Here is a 26,045-nt window from a genome sequence, read left to right on the forward strand (position 1 = left end):
GGAACCGGGAACGAGACTGGGTTTGGTCCAGATGCCATTCCAGGGCGGCTCGAAAAAACCGTCTTGGAATGATCCGACACCACGTCAGCTCGGTTCCGGTAGATAGATGGACAAAGAGCCTGTACTGGGCTTGAGGACCAGACAGGCTCCATGTCGGATGGGGCGAATTACTTGCGCAGGCCCAGCTTGGCGATCAGCGCGACATAACGGCTGGAATCAACGCGCTTAAGGTAGGCCAGCAGGCTCTTGCGGGTGTTGACCATCTTCAGCAGACCGCGGCGACCGTGGTGGTCCTTGGCGTGGGTCTTGAAATGGGGCGTCAGGTCGTTGATGCGGGCGGTCAGCAGGGCGACCTGGACTTCCGGCGAGCCGGTGTCATTGGCGCTGCGTGCGTTGGCCTTGACGATCTCGGCCTTCTTTTCGGCGATGGACATTTGTTTTCCAAAAGGTTTCGGAAGTCCGGCCGGGCGAGACGCAACTACTGGCGCTGCCGCAGACGGTTTCCGGGGTTGACTTGCGGACAAGGGGGAAACCGCCCCGAGCCGTGCTGGTGTTCTGCAGCCCAACAAGGACGTTGGACGCGCAAAACCTGCGGATTCTAGCCGAAAGCGGTGGGAGCCCCAAACCGCGGCAGGCCAAGCGAGCGGACATGTGGACGTGGATGCTGGTTTCAAGAGCCAAAACCGCCCTGCCCTGCAAATGCGTGACTTCTATTCGTCAGCGCATGAAAGGCTCTTGAAGCGCTCTCACACCGCCACATCTCTGGGTCATCGGGTGCTGCTCCCGACCCTTCGAAGCAGCGTCAAACCGCCACGGAGTTTCACCATGTTCTATCTGACCCACCCCCGCCATGTCGCCCGCGTCCTGCGCCAGTTTGATGCGGAGGCCAATGCCACTCGCACCCCGGCCCTCGACGTCAGCGAGGACGACAAGGCCTACCGCGTGACGGTCGACATGCCTGGCGTGGCCAAGGATGCCGTCAAGGTCCGCATCGAAGGCCGCCGCGTCAACATCGAGACCGCCACCGAAGAAGCGGCTGCGCCGACTGACGGTTCCCGCGTGCTGTACCGCGAGCGCCGCGCCGCCAGCTATGCCCGCAGCTTCTCGCTGCCGGCCGAGATCGACCAGGGCCAATCCGAAGCCCGCTTCGAGAACGGCGTGCTGACGCTAAATCTGGTCAAGCGCGTTGCCGAAAACGGCGGCCAGCTGACGGTCAACTAAGCCGCAGTCAGGTCCCAGCGCGGGCGGACTGCAAAGCCGCCATCGTGGCTGGGATTGGCCATGCCGCGCTGCACCCGCAGCGCGGCGGCCATCGCGATCATGGCGCCGTTGTCGGTGCACAGAGACAACTCGGGGTAGTGCACGCGCACGCCTCGTTTGGCGCAAGCGGCGTTCAATTGCTCGCGCAGCTTGGCGTTGGCGCCAACACCACCGGCGACGACGAGGCGCTTGAGCCCGGTCATCTTCAAGGCCAGCAGCGACTTCTTCACCAGCACCTCGACGATGGCCGCCTGTGTGGAGGCGGCCAAGTCGGCGCGTGTCTGGTCACATGGCGAATCGCCAATCTTCTTGACTTGCGTCAACACCGCCGTCTTCAGGCCGGCAAAGCTGAAATCCGGCTTGCCGCTGTGCAGCAGCGGACGCGGTAGCGCGAAAGCCTCCGGGTTACCGAATTCGGCCATGCGTGCCAGATGCGGGCCGCCGGGGTAAGGCAGGCCGAGCAGCTTGGCACTCTTGTCGAAGGCCTCGCCGGCCGCGTCGTCGATGGTCTCGCCGAGGATCTCGTAGCTGCCCACGCCGTCCACGCGCATCAGTTGCGTGTGGCCGCCGCTGACCAGCAGCGCGACAAAGGGAAACTCCGGCGGGTCTGTCGACAGGAAGGGCGACAGCAGATGCCCTTCCAGGTGATGGATGGGCAGCGCCGGCACATCGAGCGCAGCGGCCAGCGACACCGCCACGCCGGCGCCCACCAGCAACGCCCCCGCGAGGCCGGGGCCCTGCGTGTAGGCGATCAGATCGACGTCCTGCAGCGCCAAGCCGGCCTGGGACAGAACCTCGCGCGTCAGCGGCAGCACGCGGCGCACATGATCTCGCGAGGCCAACTCGGGCACGACGCCGCCGTAGGCCTGGTGCATCGTGATCTGGCTGTGCAGCGCCTGCGCCACCAGCCGCGGCGGCGCATTGCCATCGATCTCGACAAGCGCAACCCCGGTCTCGTCGCAGGACGACTCGAACCCAAGGATGCGCTGAACCGAATTCACTTACCTTCCTTGGCGTGGTTGATCGAGTATTTGGGAATCTCAACCGTGACGTCCTGCTGGCGCAACAGCGCCTGGCAGGACAGGCGCGAGTCGGGCTCCAGCCCCCAGGCGCGGTCCAGCATGTCCTCTTCGTCTTCTTCCATCTCGCTCAGCGAACGGCCGCCCTCACGCACGATCACGTGACAGGTCGTGCAGGCGCAGACCTGGTCACAGGCGTGCTCGATGTGGATGTCGTTGGCCAGCAGCGCTTCGCAGATCGACGTGCCGGGCGTAGCGGTGATGCTGGCGCCGTCGGGGCAATACTCGGCGTGGGGAAGGATCTTGATGACGGGCATGTCAGTTCTCAAATCTGGTTGACGGCACGGCCGGTCAGCGCGCGGGCGATGGAGCGGTTCATGCGCTCGGCGGCAAAACCTTCGGTCGCCTCGGCCAGCGCCTTGACGGCCGCATCGATGGCATCGGCATCGCCATCCATCTTGGCCAGGGCCAACAGGCGCGCCTCTAGCGCCTCACGCTCGGCTTCGGGCAGCAGGTCGCCATCGGCGGCCAGCGCGCTGCGCGTCGCGAGGACCATGCGCTCGGCCTCCACCTTGGCCTCGCGCAGCTTGCGCGCCGCCATGTCGCCCTCGGCGCTGGCAAAACCATCCTTCAGCATGTTGGCAATCTCGTCGTCGCCGAGGCCGTAGCTGGGCTTCACGGTGATGGCCGCCTGCACGCCCGAGGTCAGCTCCTCAGCCGATACGTTCAGCAATCCGTCGGCATCGACCTGGAAGCTGACGCGGATGCGCGCCGCGCCGGCCACCATGGGCGGGATGCCGCGCAGCTCGAAGCGCGCCAGCGACCGGCATTCGCTGACCAACTCGCGCTCGCCCTGCACAACGTGAATGGCGAGCGCCGTCTGGCCGTCCTTGAAGGTCGTGAAGTCCTGGGCCTTGGCGACGGGGATGGTCGAGTTGCGCTCGATGACTCGCTCAGTCAGGCCGCCCATGGTTTCAAGACCCAGCGACAGCGGGATCACGTCCAGCAGCAGGATCTCGCCATCGGCCGCGTTCCCGGCGAGCTGGTTGGCCTGGATGGCGGCACCCAGCGCGACGACCTCGTCGGGATTCAGGTTGGTCAGCACTTCGCGGCCGAACAGCGCGCCCACCGCATGGCGCACGATGGGCATGCGCGTGGAGCCGCCGACCATGACGGTGCCCGCCACATCGGCCGCCTTGACCTTGGCGTCGCGCAGCACGCGTTTCACGGACGAAAGCGTCTTGGCGATCAGCGGTTGGGCCAGTTGCTCGAACTGCTCGCGCGAAACGATCACGCGCAGTTCACCCGCGTCCAGCGCGGCGACCAATTCGGTCGAGTCAGCGTCAGACAGCGCCTCCTTGGCCGCACGTGCGGCGACGAGGACGGCGCGCTTGTCATGCGCAGATTCGACGACGCGATCGGCGAGCGCCCAGTCGGCCAGCACGCGGTCGAAGTCATCGCCGCCCAGAGCCGCATCTCCGCCGGTCGCGACGACCTCGAACACGCCGCGCGTCAGGCGCAGCAACGATATGTCGAAGGTGCCGCCACCCAGGTCGTAGACCGCGTACAAGCCTTCGCTGGCGTTGTCCAGGCCGTAGGCGATGGCAGCAGCGGTCGGCTCGTTGATGAGGCGCAATACCTTGAGGCCGGCCAGCTCGGCGGCGTCCTTGGTAGCCTGGCGCTGGGCGTCATCGAAGTAGGCCGGCACCGTGATGACGGCACCGAACAGGTCGTCGACAAAGCTGTCCTCGGCGCGAAAACGCAGCGTAGCCAGAATCTCGGCGGACACCTCGACCGGGCTCTTCACGCCGTCGCGCGTGGCAATGGCCAACATGCCGGGACGGTCCTCGAACTGATAGGGCAGCTGCTCGCGGTTGGCCACGTCGGCCAGGCCGCGGCCCATGAAGCGCTTGACCGAGACGATGGTGTTCTCGGGGTCTTCGGCCTGGGCCGCGAGCGCGTCAGCGCCGATCTGGCGGCGGCCTTCTGGCAGGTAGCGCACGGCGGACGGCAGGATGACCCTGCCCTGTTCGTCGGGCAGGCATTCGGCCACGCCGTGGCGAACGGCGGCGACGAGGGAATGCGTCGTGCCGAGGTCGATGCCCACGGCGATGCGGCGCTGGTGCGGGTCGGGCGAGGCGCCGGGTTCGGAGATTTGGAGAAGAGCCATGGTGTTCAGGCATCCAGCGCGGCGAGGCGCTGGTCGATATCGGCACGGAAGCGCTGGATGAACATCAGCGCGCGGACCTGGGATGCGGCAGCCGGCGCGTCGCCGGCTTCGTCGAGCAGACGCTGCACGGTGGCAAGCGCAGAGGTTTCGGCTTGCGCCGCGTCGTCATCCAGTGCCTGGAGGGCGGCTTCGCCGTCGGCGTCGTCAAGCGATTCGCGCCATTCCATCTGCTGCATCAGGAAGGCCGCGGGCATCTGCGTGTTGTTCTCGGCTTGAACCGGCGCACCACGCAGCTCGCACAGATAGGCGGCGCGCCTGAGCGGGTCGCGCAGACGTTGGTGGGCCTCGTTGACACGCATGGCCCACTGCATGGCCAGGCGCTGGGCGGCAGCACCTTCCGACGCAAAGCGATCCGGGTGGACCTCGGCCTGCAGCGACTTCCAGCGCGCATCGATGTCGGCGCGCACCTGGGCCTGCTGTTCAGGCAGGCCGAAGAGCTGGAAATCGTTGTCGGTCAGGCGCATGGCAGAGTGGAAAAGCAAAAGGCGCGGTTCACACCGCGCCTGTCGTCGAGTCAGCGAGTTTCAGACACGGAAGGACTCGCCGCAGCCGCACTTGTCTTTCTCGCGCGGATTGCGGAACTTGAAGCCTTCGTTGAGGCCTTCGCGGACGAAGTCCAGCTCGGTGCCGTCGAGGTAAGGCAGGCTCTTGGGGTCGATGAGGATCTTGACCTCATGGCCCTCGAAGATCACGTCCTCTGGCGCCACCTCATCGGCGTATTCCAGCTTGTAGGCCAGGCCCGAGCAGCCGGTCGTTTTCACGCCCAGCCGCACGCCCACGCCCTTGCCGCGCTTGGCGATGTAGCGCTTGACGTGGCGGGCTGCGGCTTCGGTCAGCGTGACGGACATGTCAGTTGGCGTGCTTGGCGCGGTAGTCGTCCACCGCTGCCTTGATGGCGTCTTCAGCCAGGATGGAGCAGTGAATCTTGACCGGCGGCAGCGCCAGCTCTTCGGCGATGTGCGTGTTCTTGATCGTCAGCGCCTGGTCCAGCGTCTTGCCCTTGACCCATTCGGTCACGAGCGAGCTGGAGGCGATGGCCGAGCCGCAGCCATAGGTCTTGAACTTGGCGTCCTCGATTAGGCCGGTCGCCGGGTTGACCTTGATCTGTAGCTTCATCACGTCGCCGCAGGCGGGCGCGCCGACCATGCCGGTGCCGATGTCGTCATCGCCGTTGTCGAACTTGCCGACGTTGCGGGGGTTCTCGTAGTGGTCAACGACCTTTTCGCTGTATGCCATGGTGTTCTCCTTCTAGGTTGCCAAGGGGCTTGCAAGCCCCTTGGCCTGCCCACCGCGGACGACAGTCCGCAGTGGACTGTCGTCCGTCAGTGGGCAGCCCACTGGATGGTCGAGATGTCGATGCCGTCCTTGTACATGTCCCAAAGCGGGGACAGTTCGCGCAGCTTGGCCACGCGGTCGGTCAGCACGCTGATCGCGTAGTCGATTTCTTCTTCGGTCGTGAAACGGCCGATGGTCATGCGCAGCGAACTGTGCGCCAGCTCGTCGCTGCGGCCCAGTGCGCGCAGCACATAGCTGGGCTCCAGGCTCGCCGACGTGCAAGCCGAGCCCGACGACACCGCCAGGCCCTTGACGCCCATGATCAGCGACTCGCCCTCGACGTAATTGAACGAGATGTTCAGGTTGTGCGGCACGCGGTGCTCGAGGTCACCGTTGATGAAGGTCTGCTCGATACCGGACAGGCCCTTGATCAGCTTGTTGTGCAGTGCGCGGATGCGTTCGCTCTCGGCGCCCATTTCCTCGCGGGCGATACGGAAGGCCTCGCCCATGCCGACGATCTGGTGCACGGGCAGCGTGCCGGAGCGCATGCCGCGCTCGTGGCCACCGCCGTGCATCTGCGCTTCCAGGCGGATGCGCGGCTTGCGGCGCACGTAGAGGGCGCCGATGCCCTTGGGGCCGTAGCTCTTGTGCGAGGCCAAGCTCATCAGGTCAATGGGCAGCTTGGCCATATCGATAGCGACCTTGCCGGTGGCCTGCGCCGCGTCGACGTGGAAGATGACGCCGCGCTCGCGGCACAGGTTGCCCAACGCGACCACGTCCTGGATGACGCCGATCTCGTTGTTGACGTACATGACCGAGGCCAGGATGGTGTCCGGGCGCAATGCCGCCTTGAACACTTCCAGATCCAACAGACCGCTTTCCTGCACATCGAGGTAGGTCACCTCAAAGCCCTGACGCTCCAGCTCACGCATCGTGTCGAGCACGGCCTTGTGCTCGGTCTTGACGGTGATCAGGTGCTTGCCGCGCGTCTTGTAGAACTGCGCGGCGCCCTTGAGTGCCAGGTTGTTGGACTCGGTCGCGCCGGACGTCCAGACGATCTCGCGCGGGTCGGCGCCGATCAACTCGGCCACCTGCACGCGCGCCTTCTCGACCGCCTCTTCCGCTTCCCAGCCCCAGGCGTGGCTGCGGGACGCCGGGTTGCCGAAGTGCTCGCGCAACCAGGGAATCATCGCGTCCACCACGCGGGGATCGCACGGCGTCGTCGCGCCGTAGTCGAGGTAGATCGGGAAGTGCGGGGTCATGTCCATGGAACGACTTCTTTTGAGTTCTTGGTCTTACTTGCTGAACGCGCCACCGAGATTGCCACCCAGGGCAAAGACCGAGTTCGGCGCCGTGACGCGGATGGGCTTGAGCACCGGCTGGCTGGAGATGGCGCGCTTGACCGGCGCCGCCTCGACCTCGAAGCCCTTGGCCAGTTGCTCATCGGCGAGCTTGCGCAGGGAGACGGAATCGAGGTACTCGATCATCTTGGCGTTCAGATTGGTCCAGAGTTCATGGGTGATGCAGCGGCCGCTGTCCTCGCCCATGCAGTTTTCCTTGCCGCCGCAGCCGGTGGCGTCCAGCGCCTCGTCCACGGCGACGATGATGTCGGCCACGGTGATGTTCTCGGCCTTGCGGCCCAGCGAATAACCGCCACCCGGGCCACGGGTGCTTTCCACCAGTTCATGGCGACGCAGCTTGCCGAAGAGCTGCTCCAGGTAGGAGAGCGAAATCTGCTGCCGTTGGCTGATCGCCGCCAGGGCCACGGGGCCTGTATTCTCGCGCAGCGCCAGGTCCAGCATCGCGGTGACTGCAAACCGGCCTTTGGTAGTGAGACGCATAAAAACTCCTTAGCGAATGGCACGACCAGGATTTGTCCTGGACAAATGATTTCGGGTTAACCCGGCACGCCCAGACAATACCCGAGCGAATCATTTCCGATGATTTTACTCGACTACTCGGCCACTTCCTATGGCCGCCAGGTATCCCTAGGTTTCGGCAGGTTTTTTGCTGCGGCGCAGCAGCTTCAGCGAACTGAACCTGCCTTTCGAGCGCTGTCCAGGGGCACGATGTTGTCGTGCACGCGGGCGCCGAAGGCCTGCTCGCGCAGTTGAGCCAGTTGATCGCGCATCCGCGCAGCCTGTTCGAACTCCAGGTTGCGGGCGTGTTCGAGCATCTGCTTTTCGAGCTGGCTGATACGTTTGGCCAGATCCTTCTCGGACAAGTCCTCGACCTTGGCCGCTGCCAGCAATTTGGCATCGTCTCGGCCGGATTCGGCCGAATAGACGCCGTCGATCAAATCCTTGATGCGCTTTTGCACGCTGCGGGGCGTGATGCCGTTTTCCTCGTTGAAGGCGATCTGCCTGGCGCGCCGGCGTTCGGTCTCGCCAATGGCCTTGCGCATCGACTCGGTGATGCGGTCGCCGTACAGGATGGCCTTGCCGTTCAGATTGCGCGCGGCCCGGCCGATGGTCTGGATCAGGCTGCGCTCGGCGCGCAGGAAGCCTTCCTTGTCGGCATCCAGGATGGCGACAAGCGACACCTCGGGGATGTCCAGCCCTTCGCGCAGCAGGTTGATGCCCACCAGCACGTCGAAAGCACCCAGTCGCAGGTCGCGCAGGATCTCGACACGCTCCACCGTGTCCACGTCGGAGTGCAGATAGCGCACCTTGACGCCGTTGTCGCTGAGGTAGTCGGTCAGTTGCTCAGCCATGCGCTTGGTCAGGGTCGTGATCAACACGCGCTCATGCACCTCGACACGCAAGCGGATCTCCTGCAGCACGTCGTCGACCTGATGAGTGGCCGGCCGGACCTCGACGAGGGGGTCAACCAGGCCCGTCGGCCGCACGACCTGCTCGACGACCTGACCCGCGTTGTCCTGCTCGTACTGCGCCGGCGTGGCCGACACAAAGATGGCCTGGCGCATCTTGCGTTCGAACTCGGCAAACTTCAGCGGCCGGTTGTCCAAGGCGGACGGCAGGCGAAAGCCGTATTCCACCAGCGTCGTCTTGCGCGCCCGGTCACCGTTGTACATGCCGCCGAACTGGCCGATCAGCACGTGGCTCTCGTCCAGGAACATGAGGGCGTCCTTGGGCAGGTAGTCCACCAGCGTCGGCGGCGGGTCGCCCGGCTGGGCGCCGGACAGGTGCCGCGTGTAGTTCTCAATGCCTTTGCAGTGGCCCACCTCCTGCAGCATCTCCAGGTCGAAGCGCGTGCGCTGCTCGACGCGCTGCGCCTCCACCAGCTTGCCCTCCTTGACGAAGAAGTCAACGCGCTCGCGCAGCTCCGCCTTGATCGCGTCGGTGGCCGCCAGCACGCGGTCGCGCGGCGTCACGTAATGGCTGCTCGGGTAAACGGTGAAGCGCGGGATCTTCTGGCGGATCTGCCCCGTGAGAGGGTCAAACAGCGACAGCGCCTCGATCTCGTCGTCGAAGAGTTCGATGCGGATGGCCAGCTCCGAGTGTTCGGCCGGGAATACATCGATGGTGTCGCCGCGCACGCGGAAATGCCCGCGCACGAACTCCATTTCGTTGCGGGTGTACTGCATGCGGATCAGGTGGGCGATGACGTCGCGCTGGCCCATCTTGTCGCCCACGCGCAGCGTCATCACCATCTGGTGGTAGTCGCTCGGGTTGCCGATGCCATAAATGGCCGATACGGATGCCACGATGATCACGTCGCGCCGCTCCAGCAGGCTCTTGGTGCACGAAAGCCGCAGTTGCTCGATGTGCTCGTTGATCGCGCTGTCCTTCTCGATGAAGAGATCGCGCTGCGGCACATAAGCCTCGGGCTGGTAATAGTCGTAATAGCTGACGAAGTACTCGACGGCGTTGTTCGGAAAGAAGTCCCGGAACTCGCTGTAGAGCTGGGCCGCCAGCGTCTTGTTCGGCGCAAAGACGATGGCCGGGCGCCCCAGGCGGGCGATGACATTGGCCATCGTGAAGGTCTTGCCCGAACCGGTGACGCCCAGCAGGGTCTGGTAGCTGAGGCCGTCGTTGATGCCTTCGATGAGCTTGGCGATGGCGGTCGGCTGGTCCCCCGCCGGCGGGAAAGGCTGGAACAGCTGGAACGGCGAGCCTTCGAAGCTGACGAATTCGCCCTTGCGTTCCTCCGAGTCACTTTCTGGACTGGGCATGACGTTCAAGGCTTCTTGCATGGGGAATTCCCTGGGTTCGGCGGCAAAATTGCTGCGCTGCATTGCTGCAATGCAGAAGCGGTCAGGTTAGCGCAGACCCTGATTCTTCAAGCCTCCCCTCCTGCCAACGTCCCTTCAGGAACCCGCCATGTCTTTGTTCGCCGATGTCGCCCTTGCTCCCCGAGACCCCATCCTCGGCCTGAACGAACAGTTCAACGCCGACACCCGCCCCGGCAAGGTCAATCTCGGCGTTGGCGTCTACTACGACGAAGCCGGCAAGCTGCCGCTGTTGAAATGCGTCCGCGAAGCCGAGGCCGCCATGGCCGCCGCCCCCAAGCCGCGCGGCTACCTCCCCATTGATGGCATTGCCGCTTATGACAAGGCCGTTCAGAAGCTGGTCTTCGGCTCCGAACTGAAGAACGTCGCCACCGTGCAGGCCCTAGGCGGCACCGGCGCGCTGAAGATCGGCGCCGACTTCCTGAAGCAGCTCAACCCCGCCTCCAAGGTGCTGATCTCCGACCCGAGCTGGGAGAACCACCGGGCCCTCTTCACCCAGGCCGGCTTCACGGTCGAAACCTACCCCTATTACGACGTGGCCAAGAAGGGCATCAACTTCGACGGCATGTTGGCCGCGCTGAATGCCGCACCCGCCGGCACCGTCGTCGTGCTGCACGCCTGCTGCCACAACCCGACCGGCTATGACATCACGGCCGAGCAGTGGGCCCAGGTCGTCGCCGCCGTCAAGGCCAAGGGCCTGACGCCCTTCCTCGATATGGCCTACCAGGGCTTCGGCTTCGGCCTGAAGGAAGACGGCGAAGCGGTGCGCCAGTTCATGGCCGCCGGTGTCGGTTTCTTTGTGTCGACCAGCTTCTCCAAGAGCTTCTCGCTGTACGGCGAACGCTGCGGCGCGTTGAGCGTGGTCTGCAGCAGCGACGAGGAAGCCGTGCGCGTGCTGTCGCAGCTGAAGATCATGATCCGCACCAACTACTCCAACCCGCCCACGCATGGTGCCCAGGTCGTCGCCCAGGTGCTGTCCGACGACAAGCTGCGCGCGCTTTGGGAAGAGGAGCTGGCCGGCATGCGTGTGCGCATCAAGGCCATGCGCGGCGCGCTGGTCGCCGCGCTGAAAGCTGCCGGCGTGACCCAGGATCTGTCCTTCGTCACTGAGCAACTGGGCATGTTCAGCTACTCGGGCTTGAACGCCACCCAGATGCAGCGTCTGCGCAGCGAGTTCGGCGTCTATGGCGTGGACTCTGGCCGCATCTGTGTCGCCGCACTGAATGAGGGCAATCTGCCCACCGTCGCCAGCGCGATGGCGGCGGTCATCAAGGGCTAAAAACCCTTCAATGCACCAGCCAAGTGCGCAGGATTGGCGGTTTGACCGCCCATCCGATGCTGCAGCGCACAAGGCCGAAAGCGTTTTCTGGCACCATCGGGGCGTCCCGGCCCCTAGTTCAAGGTTTGCCAATGCTGTATCAGTTCTTCGAAACCCAGCGCGCGCTGCTCAGTCCCTTCTCTGAGTTCGCAGCCGCGTCGGCCAAGCTCTACAGCCACCCGCTGTCACCGTTCACCCACACGCCGATGGCGCAGCGCCTGTCTGCCGGCCTGGACCTGATGCATCGGCTGGCCAAGGACTACGAGAAGCCTGAGTTCGACATCAAGTCCGTGGAGGTCGACGGCGTCGACGTCGCGGTGCAGGAGCTGGTGGCGCTCGAGAAGCCCTTCTGCCGCCTGCTGCGCTTCAAGCGTTACACCGACGATCTCAAGGTGCTGGCCAAGATGAAGGACCAGCCCACGGTGCTGGTCGTGGCGCCGCTGTCCGGCCACCACAGCACGCTGCTGCGCGAAACCGTCAAGCAACTGCTGAAGGACCACAAGGTCTACATCACCGACTGGACCGACGCGCGCATGGTGCCGCTCGAAGTCGGCCCCTTCCACCTGGACGACTACATCCACTACGTGCAGGAGTTCATCCGCCACGTCGGCGGCGCCGACAGCCATGTGRTCTCCGTCTGCCAGCCCACCGTGCCTGTGCTGGCTGCCATCTCGCTGATGGCCAGCGCCGGTGAAGCCACGCCGCGCAGCATGACCATGATGGGTGGCCCCATCGACGCCCGCAAGAGCCCGACGGCCGTCAACAACCTGGCCATGAACCGCAGCTACAGCTGGTTCGAGAACAACGTCATCTACCGCGTACCGACCAACTTCCCGGGCGCCGGCCGCGAGGTCTACCCGGGCTTCCTGCAGCACACCGGCTTCGTYGCGATGAAYCCGGACCGCCACCTSWSSTCGCACTACGACTACTTCCTGGACCTGGTGCGCGGCGAYGAYGACAGCGCTGAAGCCCACCGCAAGTTCTACGACGAATACAACGCCGTACTCGACATGCCGGCCGAGTACTACCTCGACACCATCAAGACCGTCTTCCAGGACTTCGCGCTGGTGAACGGCACTTGGGCAGTTGACGGCCACTTCGTGCGCCCGCAGGACATCAAGACCACCGCGCTGCTGACTGTCGAGGGCGAGTTGGACGACATCTCCGGCGCCGGTCAGACCAAGGCGGCACACGACATCTGCTCGGGTGTTGCCAAGCAGCACCAGTACCACTACGACGCCATTGGCGCCGGCCATTACGGCATCTTCTCGGGCCGCCGCTGGCGCGAGAAGGTCTATCCCGAAGTGCGCGACTTCATCGCCAAATACGAAGCTGCGCCGCTAAAGAAGACGGCCAAGGTGGCGGTGGCCAAGACCACAGCCAAGCCGGCGGCCCGCAAGCGCAAGGCTTGAATCCAGCGTGAACCTCGCGGAGCTGATCGACGCCGCACTGCCGCAGACCCAATGCACTCGCTGCGGTTACCCGGACTGCCGCCGCTACGCCGACGCCATCACCGCGAGTGAGGCCGAGATCAACCAATGCCCTCCTGGCGGTGCAGAGGGCATTGCGCGACTCGCCGCGATCACCGGGCGCCCTGCCCTGCCATTGAATCCCGTCAACGGCATTGAAGCCACGCGTGGCGTCGCCGTCATCGACGAAGCCTGGTGCATCGGCTGCACCCTCTGCATCAAGGCCTGCCCGGCCGACTGCATCGTCGGGGCACCCAAGGCCATGCACGTGATCGTCACTGCTCAGTGCACCGGCTGCGAACTGTGCGTACCGGCCTGCCCGGTCGACTGCATCTCCATGCCCGAGGTCACCACTGCCACCGGCTGGGCGGCCTGGAGCCCGCCGCAGGCCGACGAGGCGCGCGAGCGCTACGCCTTTCGCCAGTTCCGCCGCCATCGCGAAGCCGAAGAGAACGCAGCGCGCCTGGTTGTCAAGGCCGAAGCCAAGCTGGCGGACCTGCCGGCGGCATCTGCGATCACCGACCCCGCGCAGCTCGACCGCAAGCGCGCGGCCATTGAAGCCGCGCTTGCCCGCGCCAGGGCCAAACGGACATGACAATCGCGGCATGAACGCGAGCCAAGTCGAACGCTTCTTCGCCATCCTCAAGGCTGCCAACCCGGCGCCCCAGACCGAACTGGAGTTCACCAGCGTCTTCGAGTTGCTGACCGCCGTGCTGCTGTCCGCCCAGGCCACCGACGTGGGTGTCAACAAGGCCACCAGGCGACTGTTCGCGGTTGCCAACACACCCGCGCAGATCCTCGCCCTTGGCCAGGAAGGCCTCGAGTCGCACATCAAAACCATCGGCCTGTACCGCAGCAAGGCTAGGCATCTGCTGCAGACCTGCCGCATGCTGATCGACCTGCATGGCGGCGAAGTGCCACGCTCACGCCCCGATCTCGAAGCCTTGCCTGGTGTCGGCCGCAAGACGGCCAACGTCGTGCTCAACGTTGCTTTTGGCGAGCCGACGATGGCGGTTGACACGCACATCTTCCGCGTCAGCAACCGCACCGGCCTCGCACCAGGCAAGACGCCGCTGGCCGTCGAGCTGGGCTTGCTGGACCGCGTGCCAACCGACTATCTGGTTGACGCCCATCACTGGCTGATCCTGCACGGCCGCTATGTCTGCCAGGCGCGCAAGCCACTGTGCAATGTTTGCGCGGTCATCAACGAATGCGACTACGGCCGGAACCTAAAATCCGCCGCCTGAACCCTCACACGCCATGGCCCAACTCAGCGACCTCACCGAACGCGTCGAACGCCTGCTGCTGCGCCACGACGAGTTGACCCGAACCAACACCCTGCTGCTCGAGCAGGTGGCGGCCCTCACGCAAGAGCGTGACAGCCTGCGCTCACGGCTGAATGCGGCGCGAGCGCGCGTCGATGCGCTGCTGGAGCGCCTGCCCGTCGAGACGCCCAAGGAAGACGTATGAAGCAGATGGAAGTGACCATCATGGGCCAGAGCTATCTGCTCGGCTGCCCCGAAGGCGGCGAAGCTGCATTGAGCTCCGCCGTGGCCCAGGTGGACCGCGAGATGAGCGCCATCCGCGACGCCGGCAAGGTCAAGGCACGCGAACGCATCGCCGTATTGGCCGCGCTGAACCTGGCCTATCAGCTCGCCGACACCTCGCGTGAGACGCCGGTGTCAACGCCCGAAATCGATACCCTCGTCAAGCGCCTGGATGAAGCACTCGGTCACGACGGGCAGCTGCTCTAAGACTTAGAATTCACGTCGTCCACCGCTTTCCCCGGGGCTTTATTTCCTTCATCCGATGCTCTATGAGCAAGGGCTTGGAACATGCCGGACGGGCGTGATCGTCTCGCGTCAGATGAACCCGAAGTCCGGCTGACCTCGCCCACCTGATTACCCCTGGGTGTTCAGGATCTCGGCCCCCCGGATTGCGGTGGACACCTTCTTCCCGCTTAGCATCAGCTGATGAACTACTGGCTGATGAAATCAGAGCCCGACGAGGCTTCGATCCTCGACCTGCAACGCGCCGGCACTTTGCCATGGACAGGCGTCCGCAACTACCAGGCGCGCAACTTCATGCGCGACGACATGCAGGTGGGCGATGGCGTGCTCTTCTATCACTCCTCCTGCCCCGAGCCGGGCATCGCCGGCCTCGCCGAGGTCAGCAGCGCGGCCTATCCGGATGCGACGCAGTTCGACGCGGGCAGCCATTACTACGACTCCAAGTCCAAGCCCGAGGCACCGCGCTGGGTCCATGTTGACGTGCGCTGGCGCGAGACGACGCGGTTGCTGAGCCTGAAGGAAATGCGCGAGGCGCCGGAGCTCGCGTCGATGCGCGTGCTGGAGCGCGGCAGCCGGCTGTCGATCACGCCGGTCACGCCGGCCGAATGGCAAGCCGTGTTGAAGCGCCTGCACGGCAAATGACAGCCACCCTCGCCGCGGAACTGCTCGCACTCGGCCTCGCGGCTGGCTTCCTCGCGGGATTGCTCGGCATCGGCGGCGGCATGCTGATGGTGCCCGTCCTGACCTTCATCCTGAGCCAGCGCGGCGTCGAGCCGGGCCTGGCGGTCAAGATGGCCATCGCGACGTCCATGGCCACCATCATGTTCACGTCGCTGTCCAGCGTGCGCGCCCATCACCAGCGCGGCGCGGTGCGCTGGGATCTCGTCAAGGGCTTGGCGCCCGGCATCCTCATCGGCGGCCTGCTGGCGGGTGCCGGCCTGTTCGCCCTTCTCAAAGGCGCCTGGCTGGCCTTGGTCTTCGCCGCATTCGTCAGCTTTTCGGGTTGGCAGATGCTGCGCAACAAGCGCCCGGCGCCCAGCCGGCAGATGCCTGGCACGACCGGCCAGTTCAGTGCGGGCGCGGGAATCGGCCTGCTTTCAGGCATGGTGGGGGCTGGTGGCGGCTTTGTCAGCGTGCCCTTCATGGTCTGGTGCAATGTGCCGGTGCACCTCGCCGTCGCGACAAGCGCCGCCCTGGGCTTCCCGATCGCGGTCGCGAACACGCTCGGCTACGTCATTGGCGGTTGGGGGCTGACGCCGGCCCTGCCAGGATCGGTGGGCTACCTCTATTTGCCAGCGCTGGCGTTGATTGCCGTGGCCAGCGTGACGATGGCACCGCTCGGCGCACGCGCAGCCCATGCCATGGACGTGGCTCAGCTGAAAAGGGTCTTCGCGATGCTGTTGTTCGCGCTCGCGGCCTACATGCTCTACAAGGGGCTGTCGGAGCTTTAGCCGAAGGCAATGGACGCCAGCACGACCTGGTTGCCACCGCGGCGTTGCGCCTCGTGGACGGCCGCTTCGCTGGCGGCCATCAGCTCGTCCTGGCGCGAGGCGGTATGCGGGAAGCTGGACACGCCCATCGAGATGGACAAGCCCAGGTCCTGGCCATTCAACACGACGATCTGGGCCGCGCACTGGCGGCGCAGCTGCTCCATGCGTGCGTGGGCCGTCGCCAGGCCCACGCCGGACAGCAGCACCGCAAAGCGTTGCGGCCCGATGCGGCAGGCCGAGTCCATCGCCCGCGTGTTGGCGCGCAGCATGCGACCGATGCCCTCGAGCAGGCGCTGTTGGGCGTCATCACCCAGGCCGGTGATGGTCGGCGAGGCATCCAGCGCAATGATGACAAGGGCGAACTCACGATGCTCGCGCGAAGAAAGGTCGATCTCGCGCAGCAGCTGGTCGTCGAACTGGGCGCGCATGTAAAGGCCCGAAACATCGTCGCGGCCCGAACCCTGCTGCAGCTCGCGGCGGATCTGCTCGATGGAGGACTGCTGCTGCTCGATCTGGGCCAGGGCGCGCTGCAGATGGGCCTCTCGGTGGCGCTCCTCGGTGCGCTCATGCCATACCGAGAGCAGGAAGTCGGCACTCAGGGCCAGCCGGGTGACGCTGAACTCGCGGCGACGGCTGTTGATTTCCAGCTTGTGCTCGCTGACGACCGGGTGACGCTGGGCCATGACCGTCTGCTCGACACGACGCAAGGCCGTCGTCTCGTCGGCCTTGAGCAACTCGGCGTCCGTGTGGCCGACCACCGCTTCACGCTCGAACATCTGCGCCAGGCCCGTGCTCGCAAATACGTATCGGCCGGTGGACATCGCCTTGATCGCCGCCTGGCTGCCCAGGGGCTCGATCAACGAGATGAGGCCGGCCAGTGTCTCGCCGCCCAGTTCTCCGTGGCCTGCCAGCCAATGCGCCAAGCTGCCGGGCGGCGGCTGCATCGCGGTCTGGTCAGCGGTCATGTCCATGAGATCGTTGTGATGCCATCGTGTATTCGCGGCGCAATGCCGCGAATACCAAAGGTGTCGGGGGACTGTAGTGGGGCCAAAGCAGCACCAGCAAGGCCGTGCCACCCCATGAATCGGGCCTCCCCCCTAGAAGACCCTTTTGCTACCCGGCGTGAATCCTAACGAGTTTCGATGCGCCCACCCACGACAATGCCGCCCCATTCACGGGAGGTCTATGCGGGGATTCGATGCGGTGGTGGTGGGCGCGGGGGCGGCAGGGCTGTTCTGTGCTGGCCTGGCGGGCCAGCGGGGTCTCAAGGTGCTGCTGATCGACCACTCGCCCAAGCTGGCCGAAAAAATTCGTATCTCGGGCGGCGGCCGGTGCAATTTCACGAATCGTGAGGCCGGGCCGGCCAATTTCCTGTCCGAAAACCCCGCCTTCTGCCGCTCAGCCCTGGCCCGCTACACCCCGCAGGACTTCATCAAGCTCGTGCAGGGCTATGGCATCGCCTTCCACGAGAAGCACAAGGGCCAGTTGTTCTGCGACGACTCCGCTGAGCAGATCATCCAGATGTTGGTCAAGGAATGCGAGGCGGGTGGCGTGACGCGCTGGCAGCCCTGCACGGTGGCGGACGTGCGCAGGCTGCCCGAAGGTGGCTTCGAGTTGGACACCAGCCAGGGTCCGGTGCTGGCGCCGCGCGTCGTCGTCGCGACCGGCGGGCTGCCTGTGCCCAAGATCGGCGCCAGCGACTGGGGCCTGCGACTGGCCAAGCGCTTCGAGCACGCCATCGTGGAGCCGCGCCCGGCGCTGGTGCCTCTGACCTTCGATGCGGACGCCTGGGCACCCTTCGCTGCCCTGGCCGGGTTGTCGTTGCCAGTGGAAGTCAGCGTTGGCAGTGGCAAAGCGCGCATGCGGTTCCTTGAAGACCTGCTGTTCACACATCGTGGTCTCAGCGGCCCGGCCATCCTGCAGATCTCAAGCTACCGCGCCGATGATCAGGCGCTGCAGCTCAATCTGGCGCCCGACCTCCAACTGGAGAAGGAACTTGTCCAGGCCAAGGCCACCTCACGCCGCCAACTCGGCAACGAATTTGCGTCCCGCCTGCCGCAGCGCCTGGCGGCCGTCTGGCTGGAGCGCGCAAACCTGGACGCCACCAAACCGCTGCCCGACTGCCGCGACGCCGACCTGCAGCGCCTGGGCCGCAGCGTGCACGATTGGCAGCTGATGCCCAGCGGCGACGAGGGTTGGCGCAAGGCCGAAGTCATGCGCGGTGGCGTCAGCACCAAGGAACTGAGTTCGCAAACGCTCGAGAGCAAGCGCGTCCCGGGCCTGTATTTCATCGGTGAAGTCGTGGACGTGACCGGCTGGCTGGGCGGCTACAACTTTCAATGGGCGTGGGCCAGTGCAGCTGCCTGCGCCCGGGCCATGGCGGACACCGCCACAACAGCTTGAGCGAATCTTGGCAAGTCGTTGATTTTCTGGCTACAATCCCCGGCTTTGCTGGCAAACCTGCGCGTCGATTCGCTGCACTTCTCGAAGAAGACTCAAGAGAAGCAGTAATCCGGAACCTGCTGCTGATCCCAGCCGCGAACACCGAGCGCAATCTGAAGGAAATAAATGACCACCATCCGCGTCAARGAAAACGAGCCGTTCGACGTSGCMCTGCGYCGYTTCAAGCGCACCATYGAAAARCTSGGYCTGCTGACCGAMCTKCGYGCSCGCGAGTTYTACGARAAGCCMACKGCMGAGCGCAAGCGCAAGAAGGCAGCYGCCGTSAAGCGCMAYTWCAAGCGYGTKCGCAGCATGCAGCTGCCSAAGAAGCTGTTCTGATCGGCTGACGCGACCCGGAGCCTGTTTCCATAACAGCTCCGGTTGACACCAAAACCCGCCACAGGACGCTGTCGCGGGTTTTTGTTTTTTTCATACCCTCTACGCCATGAGCCTCAAAGACCGCATCACCGAAGACATGAAGGCCGCGATGCGCGCCAAGGAAGCCGATCGTCTGTTGACCATCCGTGGCCTGCTGGCCGCCGTGAAGCAGAAGGAAGTGGACGAGCGCGTCGTTGTGGACGACACGGCCCTGGTGGCCATCGTCGACAAGCTGATCAAGCAGCGCAAGGACTCGATCAGTCAGTTCGCCGCCGCCGGCCGCGACGACCTCGTTGCCAAGGAAACCGCCGAGCTGGCGGTGCTGCAGGCTTATCTGCCTGAGCGCCTGTCGGCCGAGGCTGTGGCTGAGAAGGTCGGAGCCATCGTGGCTGAGCTGGGCGCGAGCGGCCCGGGCGACATGGGCAAGGTCATGGCGGCTGCCAAGGCCGCACTCGCCGACGTGGCAGAGATGAGTGCAGTGTCGGCCGCGGTCAAGGCCGCGCTGGCCAAGTAAGGAGCCGCCATGAGCCTGCCGATGCAAGCCATCGCCCCCGACATCTGCGCCGCCCCTCAGCTGACGCCCGAAGCCATGGCCGAAGCGGCGGCGATGGGCTTCAAGAGCGTCGTCAACAACCGGCCCGATTTCGAGCACGGCCCCGACCAGCCGACCTCGGCAGCCATTCAAGCTGCCGCTGAAGCTGCAGGCCTGGCGTATCGCCATCTGCCGGTGGCCGGCGGCTACCAGTCGCCCGAGGAGATTGCGGCCTTCGCCGATCTGCTGGCCGAACTACCGCGGCCGCTGCTGGTCTTCTGCCGCTCCGGTGCCCGATCGACCCGCCTGTTCATGCAGGCCCAGCAACTGGGCTGAACCCCCTCGGGGCTTACCCTGAACGACGGCTGAAAGAAGCCGACGCCCCCCAAGCGGTCGCTACATTGGCGGCCGCTTCGCTTTTCTCCTGCCCAGCCCATGAACGCCCTGCTCTCCCTTGCGCGGCGCATCGACAGCCTGAACGACCGCTTCGGCAAGATTGCCGCCTGGGCCGTGCTGCTGTCCTGCTTCATCAGCGCCGCCAACGCCGTCGTCCGCTACGGGCTGGACTACAGCTCCAACTCCTTCCTCGAGATCCAGTGGTATCTGTTCGCCACCTGCGTCATGCTGGGCGCGGCTCAGGTGCTCCGACTCAACGAGCATGTGCGTGTGGACCTGGTCTACAGCCGGCTGACCGGCCACGGCAAGGTCTATGTCGACCTGTTCGGCCTCGTCGTCTTCCTGATGCCGGTCATCTGCTACATGGCCTGGCTGTCCTGGGGCCTGTTCGTCGTCAAGCTCAGCACCGGCATGAGCGCCAGTGACTCGGTCGCCAGCCTCGGCCTCATGGGCTATGTCACCAAGCTGCTGACCTCGGGCGAGGTGTCGAGCAATGCCGGCGGCCTGATCCGCTGGCCGGCCGTGCTGGTGCTGCCCCTGGGCTTCGCGCTCGTTGCGCTGCAGGGCGTGGCCGAAATCATCAAGCGCGTGGCCTGGCTCGCGCACAAGTTCGACATGGACATCCACTACGAGAGGCCCCTGCAATGATCTCGATGGAGAGCTTCCCGCCGCTGATGTTCGCGGGGCTGATCGTGATCATGCTGATCGGCTTCCCCGTCGCGTTCTCGCTGGCAGCACTCGGCCTGGCCTGCGGTTTCTTCGCGGTGAGCCAGGGCTGGTTCCCGCCGGAGTTCATGAGCGCGCTGCCGCAGAACGTCTTCGGCATCCTGTCCAACGACCTGCTGCTGGCCATTCCCTTCTTCACGCTGATGGGCTCGCTGCTGGAAAAATGCGGCCTCGCGGAGGACATGCTCGACTCCATGGGCCAGCTGTTCGGCCCSGTRCGCGGCGGYCTSGGCTATTCGGTSATCATCGTCGGCTTCATCCTSGGYGCSATCACCGGCACSGTSGCSGGCCAGGTSATCGCGATGGCGATGATCTCGCTGCCGGTSATGATGCGCTACGGCTACAACATGCGCTACGCGACCGGYGTGCTSGCSGCGTCGGGMACGATCACGCAGCTGGTGCCGCCGTCGCTGGTACTGGTCGTGCTGGCGGACCAACTCGGCCGCTCCGTGGGCGACATGTACAAGGGCGCCTGGGGCCCGTCCATCCTGCAGGTGCTGATCTTTGCGCTCTACACCTTCGTGCTGAGCCGTGTGAAGCCGGACCACGTACCCGGTGTTCCCAAGGAAGCGCGCACGCTGCAAGGCTGGGCACTGTGGAAGAAGTGTTTGCGCGGCATCGTGCCGTCGGCCGTGCTGATCTTCGCCGTGCTCGGCTCCATGGGCGGCCTGCCGGGCATCAACACAGCCATCTGCACGCCGACCGAGGCCGGCGCTATGGGTGCGGTCGGCGCCTTCATCCTGGCCGGCCTGCACAAGCGGCTGAACTGGCCGCTGATCAAGGAGACCATGCTCGGCACGATGCGCATCACCGCCATGGTGGTCTTCATCCTGATCGGCTCGCGCACCTTCTCGCTGGTGTTCCAGGGTGTCGAGGGCGGGCGCTGGATCGAGCACATGCTGAGCGACCTGCCAGGCGGCCAGATCGGCTTCCTGATCGTCGTCAACCTGTTCATCTTCTTCCTGGCCTTCTTCCTCGACTTCTTCGAGATCGCCTTCATCATCCTGCCGCTGCTCGGGCCGGTGGCCGAGAAGATGGGCATCGACCTCGTCTGGTTCGGCGTCATGCTGTGCGTGAACATGCAGACCAGCTTCATGCACCCGCCGTTCGGCTTTGCGCTGTTCTATCTGCGCGGCATCTCGGACACGCTGTTCAAGAACGGCTCGATCCCGAAGAAGGTGCTGTCCAGCGACATCTACATGGGCTCCATCCCCTGGGTGTTCATGCAGCTCATCCTCGTCGCCATCGTCATCTTCTTCCCGCAGACCGTGACCGTCTTTCTCGACAAGGAGAAGGCGGTGGACCTGAACCAGGCGTCGGAGCTGTTGCAGCAGATGGGCGGCCACGACAAGCCCGCTGACATGAGCTCGGACGATGCGAGCAAGCTGTTCGCCCCTGAACCAGCGGCGTCAGGTGCCAGCGCGCCCGCGGATGACGGCGACGCCGTGCGGCGTGCCCTGGAGGACGCGGCGAAGAAGTAGGCACTCCGGGAGGCACTCCGAGCCGCCAACGAAAAAGCCCCGCATCGCGGGGCTTTGCTTTTGCTGCGGCGCGAGGCTTACAGCTTCTGCGCCTGCATGAAGTCGTCAAAGCCGGCTTCCGAGAAGCGGAACCACAGGTTCTGGTCGCGACGGAAGTTGGAAAAATCCTCGTAGACCTTCTTCCAGTTCGGGTTCTTGGCCGACAGCTCGGCGTAGATGCCCATGGATTCCTTGAACGCGGCGTCCATCACGTCCTTGGGGAAGCGGAACAGCTTGGTGCCCGAGCCCACCAACTGCTTCAGCGCGCCGGGGTTCTTGGCGTCGTACTTGGCCTGCATGTCGATATGCGCCATGGCAGACGCTGCTTCGACCACGGCCTTGTATTCGGCCGACAAACCCTCGTACGCCTTGGTGTTGATAAAGAAATCGAGCTGCGGGCCGCCTTCCCACCAGCCGGGGTAGTAGTAGTTGGGCGCGACCTTGTTGAAGCCCAGCTTCTGGTCGTCATAGGGGCCGACCCACTCGGCCGCATCGATCGTTCCCTTCTCCAGCGCCGAGTAGATCTCGCCACCGGCGATCTGCTGCGGCACGGCGCCCATGCGCTCCATCACGCGGCCAGCGAAGCCGCCGATGCGGATCTTCAGGCCCTTGATGTCGGCGACGCTCTTGATCTCCTTGCGATACCAGCCGCCCATCTGCGCGCCGGTRTTGCCGCCGRGGAAGTTGAYGATGTTGTAGTTGCGATAGAACTCGCGCATCAGCTTCAGGCCGTTGCCCTCCACCATCCAGGCCGTCATCTGGCGGCTGTTCAGGCCGAAGGGGATGGCGCAGCCCAGSGCGAAGGTCTCGTCCTTGCCGAAGAARTAGTAGGGSGCCGTGTGCGCGATCTCGACGGTAGCGTTCTGCACCGCGTCAACCACCTGCAGCGCCGGCACGATCTCGCCGCCGGCATGCACGGAGATCTGGAACTTGCCGCCGGTCATCTCGGAGACCTTTTTCGCGAACACGTCTGCGGCGCCAAAGATGGTGTCCAGCGACTTCGGGAAGCTCGATGCGAGGCGCCAGCGCACCTGCGCCTGGGCATGTACGACGGCCGGGGCGGCACCTGCCGCCAGCACGCCAGCCAGGCCGGCGTGGCGCACGAAGGAACGACGTTCCATGGTCATTGAAGTCTCCTGTTTTCGGATTTGCGAAGAGAAAAAGTGCCGAGCGATTCTAGGAAGACCGCATCGCCAGCCGGCCCGGATTTACCCCGGCGCTGACGCGCCAGATGCGCGTCAGTTGCCGGCGAGTTTCATGCCCGTGACGAGCACCGAACCGATGGTCTTGGTGCCCATCGTGTACTCGTCGGCGCCGATGCCGACGATGTTCTGCAGCATGTCCTTGAGGTTGCCGGCGATGGTGACCTCATGAACCGGGTAGGCGATCTCGCCGTTCTCGACCCAGTAGCCGCTGGCGCCGCGCGAATAGTCGCCCGTCACGTAGTTCACGCCCTGCCCCATCAGCTCGGTGACGAGCAGGCCGCGGCCGAGGCGGCGGATCATCGTCGGCAGGTCGTCGCCAGGCGCGGTGGCACGGCTGGTCATGCGCAGGTTGTGCGAACCGCCGGCATGGCCTGTGGTCTTCATGCCCAGCTTGCGCGCCGAGTAGCTGGACAGGAAGTAGCCCTGTAGCACGCCGCTTTCCACGACCGAGCGCGCGCGCGTGACGACACCTTCGTCGTCGAAAGGCGAGCTGCCCTTGCCCTTCTTCACATGCGGGTCTTCGGAGATGTCGATATGCGGCGCCATGACCGGCTTGCCCAAGCTGTCGAGCAGAAAGGTGGTGCGGCGGTAGAGCGCACCGCCACTGGTCGCCTGCACCAGCGCACCGAGCAGGCCGATGGCCACCGTGCTCTCGAACAGCACCGGGATCTCGGCGGTCGCCACCTTGCGTGCCTTCAGCCGCGACAAAGCGCGCTCCGACGCGTAACGGCCCACCGCCTCGGGCGAGGCCAGATCTGCCGCGTCGCGCATGGAGCTGTACCAGGCGTCGCGCTGCATGCCCGCGCCGCGGCCAGCGATGGGCGCAACCGACAGCGAATGCCGCGAGCTGGCATAGCCGCCCCGGAAGCCGCGCGTGTTGCCCATCCAGAAATGCGACTGCTGGGCCGACACGGCCGCGCCTTCGCTGTTGGTGATGCGCTTGTCCACGGAAAGGGCAGCGGCCTCGCAGCGCAGCGCAATCTCGGCGGCTGCAGCGGCGTCGACGGCCCAGGGATGGAAGAGATCCAGCTCGGGCCGCTGGGTCGCATCCAACGCCAGGTCGGCCGCATCGGGCAACCCGGCGAACTCGTCCTCGGCCGTGAAGCGGGCAATATCGTAAGCCGCACGCACTGTGTCGCGGATAGCCTGTGGCGAGAAGTCCGACGTGCTGGCATTGCCGCGGCGCTGGCCGAGGTAGACCGAGATGCCGAGCGACTTGTCACGGTTGCGCTCGACGTTCTCCAATTGGCCCAGGCGCGCCGATACCGACAGGCCGCAGCCCTCAGACACTTCTGCACCGGCATCGGTCGCGCCGATCTTTTTCGCTTCGCCGAGCGCATCCTCGATCCATTGCTGGAACTGCTCGGGACTGTAGGCAAAACCGTTCTGGGGCTGAGGCATGAAAGCAAAGCGCCGGGCGATGCCGGCGCCGGTGTCAATGGGGTGGGGGACAATGATAAGACTCCGCCCTCCCCCCGCACCGCGATGCACGATCCCAACCCTGAATTCGAAGACGACGACGACTTCGACGGCCCAAGCAAGAGCCAGCTCAAGCGCGACATGACCGCGCTGCAGAAGCTCGGCGAAGAATTGCTCGCCTTGCCCGAGAGCCGTTGGGAGCCGCTGGCGCTGCCCGAAATCCTTTACGACGCGCTGCGCCACGCCAAGAAGATCACCAAYTTCGAGGGCARRCGCCGMCAGATSCAGTWCATCGGCAAGCTGATGCGCAAGATCGATCCCGAGCCGATCCGGGAAGCGGTGGCCGCTTTCAAGCTCGGCCATGCGCAGGACAGCCTGAAGCTGCATCAGTCCGAGCGCTGGCGCGAACGCCTGCTGGCCAGCGACGAAGCGCTGCAAGAGTTCCTCGCCGAGCACGCCGACGTCGACATCCAGCAACTKCGCAGCCTCGTGCGCGCSGCACGCAAGGAYGCSGCSMWCGAGCCGGAGAAACGCAGCGGCCGCGCSTTCCGYGAGCTGTTCCAGTTCATCAAGGCTTCCGAAGCTGCGGCCGAAGATGAGTGAGCAGGTCCGCATCGGTGTCGTGTCCATCAGCGACCGGGCATCAGCCGGTGTCTACGAAGACAAGGGCCTGCCTGCCCTCAAGGACTGGCTGACGGGCGCGCTGCACAACCCCATCGAGTTCGTGTCCCGCCTGATTCCTGACGAGCAGGCCGACATCTCGGCGGCGTTGACCGAGCTGGTCGACACCGAACGCTGCGACCTGGTGCTGACGACCGGCGGCACCGGCCCCGCACCGCGTGACGTCACGCCCGAGGCGACGCTGGCCGTGGCTGACCGCGTGATGCCGGGCTTTGGCGAGCAGATGCGCCAGATCTCGCTGCATTTCGTGCCCACGGCCATCCTGTCGCGCCAGGTCGCCGTCATCCGCGGCAAGAGTCTGATCATCAACCTGCCCGGCCAGCCCAAGGCCATCGCCGAGACGCTGGCTGGCCACGAGAAGGCCAGCGGCATCTTCGCCGCCGTGCCTTATTGCATCGACCTGATCGGCGGGCCCTACCTCGAGACCCGCGACGAGGTCTGCAAGGCTTTCAGACCCAAGAGCGCACAACGCCCCGTCTAGCTGTGATGTCTCGATAGGTTGTTCACCCGACCTGGTCTGGGAGACTGGAGTTACGACGCTTCAGAACTCTCAGATGAAGGTGGCCGGGTGAACAGCCATAAGAATGCCAGATTGACGTACCAAGGTCGGCTTTTGCTGATCGAACGCATCAGCGTGATGRGCTTGGCGTTGGCCGCACAGGCCGCCGGCATCAGCATGCGCACGGCGCGCAAATGGCTTGGC

At 65.1% G+C, this 26,045-nt stretch carries 31 protein-coding genes; 18 read left to right on the forward strand and 13 right to left on the reverse strand.

What is annotated here, in order from left to right; all coding sequences use genetic code 11:
* Window positions 1–167 precede the first annotated feature (167 nt).
* Window positions 168–434, reverse strand: a complete 267-nt coding sequence (gene rpsO, locus ACXJKM_RS17775) for a 30S ribosomal protein S15 (RefSeq protein WP_057299620.1) — start codon at window positions 432–434, stop codon at window positions 168–170.
* Between the two features lie 391 nt (window positions 435–825).
* Here rpsO and ACXJKM_RS17780 point away from each other — a divergent pair, with 391 nt between their 5' ends.
* On the forward strand, window positions 826–1,221 hold the full coding sequence (locus ACXJKM_RS17780; protein ID WP_056196906.1) for an Hsp20/alpha crystallin family protein: 396 nt from the start codon (window positions 826–828) through the stop codon (window positions 1,219–1,221).
* On the opposite strand, the gene tsaD is transcribed toward ACXJKM_RS17780, so the two are convergent.
* The 9 genes from tsaD to uvrB form a co-directional block, all read right to left on the reverse strand.
* The gene (tsaD, locus tag ACXJKM_RS17785; protein ID WP_457354092.1) at window positions 1,218–2,261 is read right to left on the reverse strand and encodes a tRNA (adenosine(37)-N6)-threonylcarbamoyltransferase complex transferase subunit TsaD; all 1,044 of its coding nucleotides are present in this window, start codon (window positions 2,259–2,261) and stop codon (window positions 1,218–1,220) included. The two genes, ACXJKM_RS17780 and tsaD, sit on opposite strands and share 4 nt — an antisense overlap.
* Window positions 2,258–2,596, reverse strand: coding sequence for an ISC system 2Fe-2S type ferredoxin (fdx, locus tag ACXJKM_RS17790; protein WP_056196904.1), 339 nt, complete (start codon window positions 2,594–2,596; stop codon window positions 2,258–2,260). The genes tsaD and fdx overlap by 4 nt, the downstream gene beginning before the upstream one ends.
* Before the next feature lie 8 nt (window positions 2,597–2,604).
* Window positions 2,605–4,449: a Fe-S protein assembly chaperone HscA gene (hscA, locus tag ACXJKM_RS17795; protein ID WP_457354094.1), complete on the reverse strand. Its 1,845-nt coding sequence runs from the start codon at window positions 4,447–4,449 to the stop codon at window positions 2,605–2,607.
* Between the two features lie 5 nt (window positions 4,450–4,454).
* Window positions 4,455–4,973, reverse strand: a complete 519-nt coding sequence (gene hscB, locus ACXJKM_RS17800) for a Fe-S protein assembly co-chaperone HscB (protein ID WP_056196900.1) — start codon at window positions 4,971–4,973, stop codon at window positions 4,455–4,457.
* 60 nt (window positions 4,974–5,033) lie between these two features.
* Entirely contained in the window at window positions 5,034–5,357 is a 324-nt protein-coding gene (iscA, locus tag ACXJKM_RS17805) for an iron-sulfur cluster assembly protein IscA (RefSeq protein ID WP_056196898.1), read from the reverse strand.
* Between the two features lies 1 nt (window position 5,358).
* Complete coding sequence (gene iscU, locus ACXJKM_RS17810) at window positions 5,359–5,745, reverse strand: Fe-S cluster assembly scaffold IscU (protein WP_056196896.1); 387 nt, start codon at window positions 5,743–5,745, stop codon at window positions 5,359–5,361.
* Window positions 5,746–5,831: 86 nt separating this feature from the next.
* Window positions 5,832–7,052, reverse strand: coding sequence for an IscS subfamily cysteine desulfurase (locus tag ACXJKM_RS17815; protein ID WP_457354096.1), 1,221 nt, complete (start codon window positions 7,050–7,052; stop codon window positions 5,832–5,834).
* A 27-nt stretch (window positions 7,053–7,079) separates the two neighbouring features.
* Window positions 7,080–7,625, reverse strand: a complete 546-nt coding sequence (gene iscR, locus ACXJKM_RS17820; protein ID WP_056196893.1) for a Fe-S cluster assembly transcriptional regulator IscR — start codon at window positions 7,623–7,625, stop codon at window positions 7,080–7,082.
* 185 nt (window positions 7,626–7,810) lie between these two features.
* A complete protein-coding gene (gene uvrB / locus ACXJKM_RS17825) occupies window positions 7,811–9,940 on the reverse strand; it encodes an excinuclease ABC subunit UvrB (protein ID WP_457354098.1) in 2,130 nt (709 codons plus the stop codon).
* Between the two features lie 127 nt (window positions 9,941–10,067).
* On the opposite strand from uvrB, the gene ACXJKM_RS17830 reads away from it, so the two are divergent.
* The 8 genes from ACXJKM_RS17830 (at window position 10,068) to ACXJKM_RS17865 (ending at window position 16,004) form a co-directional block, all read left to right on the forward strand.
* Window positions 10,068–11,255: an amino acid aminotransferase gene (locus ACXJKM_RS17830; protein WP_457354099.1), complete on the forward strand. Its 1,188-nt coding sequence runs from the start codon at window positions 10,068–10,070 to the stop codon at window positions 11,253–11,255.
* 131 nt (window positions 11,256–11,386) lie between these two features.
* A complete protein-coding gene (locus ACXJKM_RS17835; protein WP_457354101.1) occupies window positions 11,387–12,706 on the forward strand; it encodes a polyhydroxyalkanoate depolymerase in 1,320 nt (439 codons plus the stop codon).
* Between the two features lie 7 nt (window positions 12,707–12,713).
* Window positions 12,714–13,358 (forward strand): electron transport complex subunit RsxB, encoded by a 645-nt coding sequence (rsxB, locus tag ACXJKM_RS17840; protein ID WP_457354103.1) that lies wholly within the window; start codon window positions 12,714–12,716, stop codon window positions 13,356–13,358.
* A 10-nt stretch (window positions 13,359–13,368) separates the two neighbouring features.
* Window positions 13,369–14,010 (forward strand): endonuclease III, encoded by a 642-nt coding sequence (nth, locus tag ACXJKM_RS17845; protein ID WP_457354105.1) that lies wholly within the window; start codon window positions 13,369–13,371, stop codon window positions 14,008–14,010.
* 13 nt (window positions 14,011–14,023) lie between these two features.
* Window positions 14,024–14,233, forward strand: coding sequence for a hypothetical protein (locus ACXJKM_RS17850; protein ID WP_056196883.1), 210 nt, complete (start codon window positions 14,024–14,026; stop codon window positions 14,231–14,233).
* Window positions 14,230–14,517: a cell division protein ZapA gene (locus ACXJKM_RS17855; protein WP_056196881.1), complete on the forward strand. Its 288-nt coding sequence runs from the start codon at window positions 14,230–14,232 to the stop codon at window positions 14,515–14,517. Before ACXJKM_RS17850 ends, ACXJKM_RS17855 begins: the two co-directional genes overlap by 4 nt.
* A 219-nt stretch (window positions 14,518–14,736) precedes the next feature.
* On the forward strand, window positions 14,737–15,195 hold the full coding sequence (locus ACXJKM_RS17860; protein WP_457354107.1) for an EVE domain-containing protein: 459 nt from the start codon (window positions 14,737–14,739) through the stop codon (window positions 15,193–15,195).
* Window positions 15,192–16,004, forward strand: a complete 813-nt coding sequence (locus tag ACXJKM_RS17865) for a sulfite exporter TauE/SafE family protein (protein ID WP_457323802.1) — start codon at window positions 15,192–15,194, stop codon at window positions 16,002–16,004. The genes ACXJKM_RS17860 and ACXJKM_RS17865 overlap by 4 nt, the downstream gene beginning before the upstream one ends.
* Here ACXJKM_RS17865 and ACXJKM_RS17870 read toward each other — a convergent pair.
* Window positions 16,001–17,014, reverse strand: a complete 1,014-nt coding sequence (locus ACXJKM_RS17870; protein ID WP_457354108.1) for a GGDEF domain-containing protein — start codon at window positions 17,012–17,014, stop codon at window positions 16,001–16,003. The genes ACXJKM_RS17865 and ACXJKM_RS17870 overlap by 4 nt on opposite strands.
* Before the next feature lie 214 nt (window positions 17,015–17,228).
* Here ACXJKM_RS17870 and ACXJKM_RS17875 point away from each other — a divergent pair, with 214 nt between their 5' ends.
* The 6 genes from ACXJKM_RS17875 (at window position 17,229) to ACXJKM_RS17900 (ending at window position 21,998) form a co-directional block, all read left to right on the forward strand.
* Window positions 17,229–18,446: an NAD(P)/FAD-dependent oxidoreductase gene (locus tag ACXJKM_RS17875; RefSeq protein ID WP_457354110.1), complete on the forward strand. Its 1,218-nt coding sequence runs from the start codon at window positions 17,229–17,231 to the stop codon at window positions 18,444–18,446.
* A 165-nt stretch (window positions 18,447–18,611) separates the two neighbouring features.
* A complete protein-coding gene (gene rpsU / locus ACXJKM_RS17880; protein ID WP_457354112.1) occupies window positions 18,612–18,824 on the forward strand; it encodes a 30S ribosomal protein S21 in 213 nt (70 codons plus the stop codon).
* 106 nt (window positions 18,825–18,930) lie between these two features.
* Window positions 18,931–19,377 carry a GatB/YqeY domain-containing protein gene (locus ACXJKM_RS17885; protein WP_457354113.1) on the forward strand — a complete coding sequence of 149 codons (447 nt, stop codon included), beginning with the start codon at window positions 18,931–18,933 and terminating at the stop codon, window positions 19,375–19,377.
* 9 nt (window positions 19,378–19,386) lie between these two features.
* Window positions 19,387–19,731, forward strand: coding sequence for a TIGR01244 family sulfur transferase (locus tag ACXJKM_RS17890; protein ID WP_457354115.1), 345 nt, complete (start codon window positions 19,387–19,389; stop codon window positions 19,729–19,731).
* Window positions 19,732–19,830: 99 nt separating this feature from the next.
* Window positions 19,831–20,439 carry a TRAP transporter small permease subunit gene (locus tag ACXJKM_RS17895; protein ID WP_056196861.1) on the forward strand — a complete coding sequence of 203 codons (609 nt, stop codon included), beginning with the start codon at window positions 19,831–19,833 and terminating at the stop codon, window positions 20,437–20,439.
* Window positions 20,439–21,998 (forward strand): TRAP transporter large permease, encoded by a 1,560-nt coding sequence (locus ACXJKM_RS17900; protein ID WP_457354121.1) that lies wholly within the window; start codon window positions 20,439–20,441, stop codon window positions 21,996–21,998. The genes ACXJKM_RS17895 and ACXJKM_RS17900 overlap by 1 nt, the downstream gene beginning before the upstream one ends.
* Before the next feature lie 77 nt (window positions 21,999–22,075).
* Here ACXJKM_RS17900 and ACXJKM_RS17905 read toward each other — a convergent pair whose 3' ends face one another.
* The gene (locus ACXJKM_RS17905) at window positions 22,076–23,158 is read right to left on the reverse strand and encodes a TRAP transporter substrate-binding protein (RefSeq protein ID WP_457354123.1); all 1,083 of its coding nucleotides are present in this window, start codon (window positions 23,156–23,158) and stop codon (window positions 22,076–22,078) included.
* 117 nt (window positions 23,159–23,275) lie between these two features.
* Window positions 23,276–24,643, reverse strand: a complete 1,368-nt coding sequence (pmbA, locus tag ACXJKM_RS17910) for a metalloprotease PmbA (protein ID WP_457354117.1) — start codon at window positions 24,641–24,643, stop codon at window positions 23,276–23,278.
* On the opposite strand from pmbA, the gene yjgA reads away from it, so the two are divergent.
* From yjgA to ACXJKM_RS17925, 3 genes are all read left to right on the forward strand, one after another.
* A complete protein-coding gene (yjgA, locus tag ACXJKM_RS17915) occupies window positions 24,593–25,264 on the forward strand; it encodes a ribosome biogenesis factor YjgA (RefSeq protein WP_457354119.1) in 672 nt (223 codons plus the stop codon). The genes pmbA and yjgA overlap by 51 nt on opposite strands.
* The gene (mog, locus tag ACXJKM_RS17920; RefSeq protein WP_056196850.1) at window positions 25,257–25,823 is read left to right on the forward strand and encodes a molybdopterin adenylyltransferase; all 567 of its coding nucleotides are present in this window, start codon (window positions 25,257–25,259) and stop codon (window positions 25,821–25,823) included. The genes yjgA and mog overlap by 8 nt, the downstream gene beginning before the upstream one ends.
* An 87-nt stretch (window positions 25,824–25,910) precedes the next feature.
* Window positions 25,911–26,045 (forward strand): leucine zipper domain-containing protein (locus tag ACXJKM_RS17925; protein ID WP_457354125.1); only part of this gene is annotated, 135 nt, incomplete at its 3' end.

The organism is Roseateles sp. P5_D6 (genome assembly GCF_054049415.1).

Excerpts from the sequence above, each read along its gene's own strand:
- rpsO (WP_057299620.1), bottom strand. The coding sequence starts at position 434 with ATGTCCATCGCCGAAAAGAAGGCCGAGATCGTCAAGGCCAACGCACGC.
- ACXJKM_RS17780 (WP_056196906.1), top strand. The coding sequence starts at position 826 with ATGTTCTATCTGACCCACCCCCGCCATGTCGCCCGCGTCCTGCGCCAG.
- fdx (WP_056196904.1), bottom strand. The coding sequence starts at position 2,596 with ATGCCCGTCATCAAGATCCTTCCCCACGCCGAGTATTGCCCCGACGGC.
- hscA (WP_457354094.1), bottom strand. The coding sequence starts at position 4,449 with ATGGCTCTTCTCCAAATCTCCGAACCCGGCGCCTCGCCCGACCCGCAC.
- hscB (WP_056196900.1), bottom strand. The coding sequence starts at position 4,973 with ATGCGCCTGACCGACAACGATTTCCAGCTCTTCGGCCTGCCTGAACAG.
- iscA (WP_056196898.1), bottom strand. The coding sequence starts at position 5,357 with ATGTCCGTCACGCTGACCGAAGCCGCAGCCCGCCACGTCAAGCGCTAC.
- iscU (WP_056196896.1), bottom strand. The coding sequence starts at position 5,745 with ATGGCATACAGCGAAAAGGTCGTTGACCACTACGAGAACCCCCGCAAC.
- ACXJKM_RS17815 (WP_457354096.1), bottom strand. The coding sequence starts at position 7,052 with ATGGACATGACCCCGCACTTCCCGATCTACCTCGACTACGGCGCGACG.
- iscR (WP_056196893.1), bottom strand. The coding sequence starts at position 7,625 with ATGCGTCTCACTACCAAAGGCCGGTTTGCAGTCACCGCGATGCTGGAC.
- uvrB (WP_457354098.1), bottom strand. The coding sequence starts at position 9,940 with ATGCAAGAAGCCTTGAACGTCATGCCCAGTCCAGAAAGTGACTCGGAG.
- ACXJKM_RS17830 (WP_457354099.1), top strand. The coding sequence starts at position 10,068 with ATGTCTTTGTTCGCCGATGTCGCCCTTGCTCCCCGAGACCCCATCCTC.
- nth (WP_457354105.1), top strand. The coding sequence starts at position 13,369 with ATGAACGCGAGCCAAGTCGAACGCTTCTTCGCCATCCTCAAGGCTGCC.
- ACXJKM_RS17850 (WP_056196883.1), top strand. The coding sequence starts at position 14,024 with ATGGCCCAACTCAGCGACCTCACCGAACGCGTCGAACGCCTGCTGCTG.
- ACXJKM_RS17855 (WP_056196881.1), top strand. The coding sequence starts at position 14,230 with ATGAAGCAGATGGAAGTGACCATCATGGGCCAGAGCTATCTGCTCGGC.
- ACXJKM_RS17860 (WP_457354107.1), top strand. The coding sequence starts at position 14,737 with ATGAACTACTGGCTGATGAAATCAGAGCCCGACGAGGCTTCGATCCTC.
- ACXJKM_RS17865 (WP_457323802.1), top strand. The coding sequence starts at position 15,192 with ATGACAGCCACCCTCGCCGCGGAACTGCTCGCACTCGGCCTCGCGGCT.
- ACXJKM_RS17870 (WP_457354108.1), bottom strand. The coding sequence starts at position 17,014 with ATGGACATGACCGCTGACCAGACCGCGATGCAGCCGCCGCCCGGCAGC.
- ACXJKM_RS17875 (WP_457354110.1), top strand. The coding sequence starts at position 17,229 with ATGCGGGGATTCGATGCGGTGGTGGTGGGCGCGGGGGCGGCAGGGCTG.
- ACXJKM_RS17885 (WP_457354113.1), top strand. The coding sequence starts at position 18,931 with ATGAGCCTCAAAGACCGCATCACCGAAGACATGAAGGCCGCGATGCGC.
- ACXJKM_RS17890 (WP_457354115.1), top strand. The coding sequence starts at position 19,387 with ATGAGCCTGCCGATGCAAGCCATCGCCCCCGACATCTGCGCCGCCCCT.
- ACXJKM_RS17895 (WP_056196861.1), top strand. The coding sequence starts at position 19,831 with ATGAACGCCCTGCTCTCCCTTGCGCGGCGCATCGACAGCCTGAACGAC.
- pmbA (WP_457354117.1), bottom strand. The coding sequence starts at position 24,643 with ATGCCTCAGCCCCAGAACGGTTTTGCCTACAGTCCCGAGCAGTTCCAG.
- mog (WP_056196850.1), top strand. The coding sequence starts at position 25,257 with ATGAGTGAGCAGGTCCGCATCGGTGTCGTGTCCATCAGCGACCGGGCA.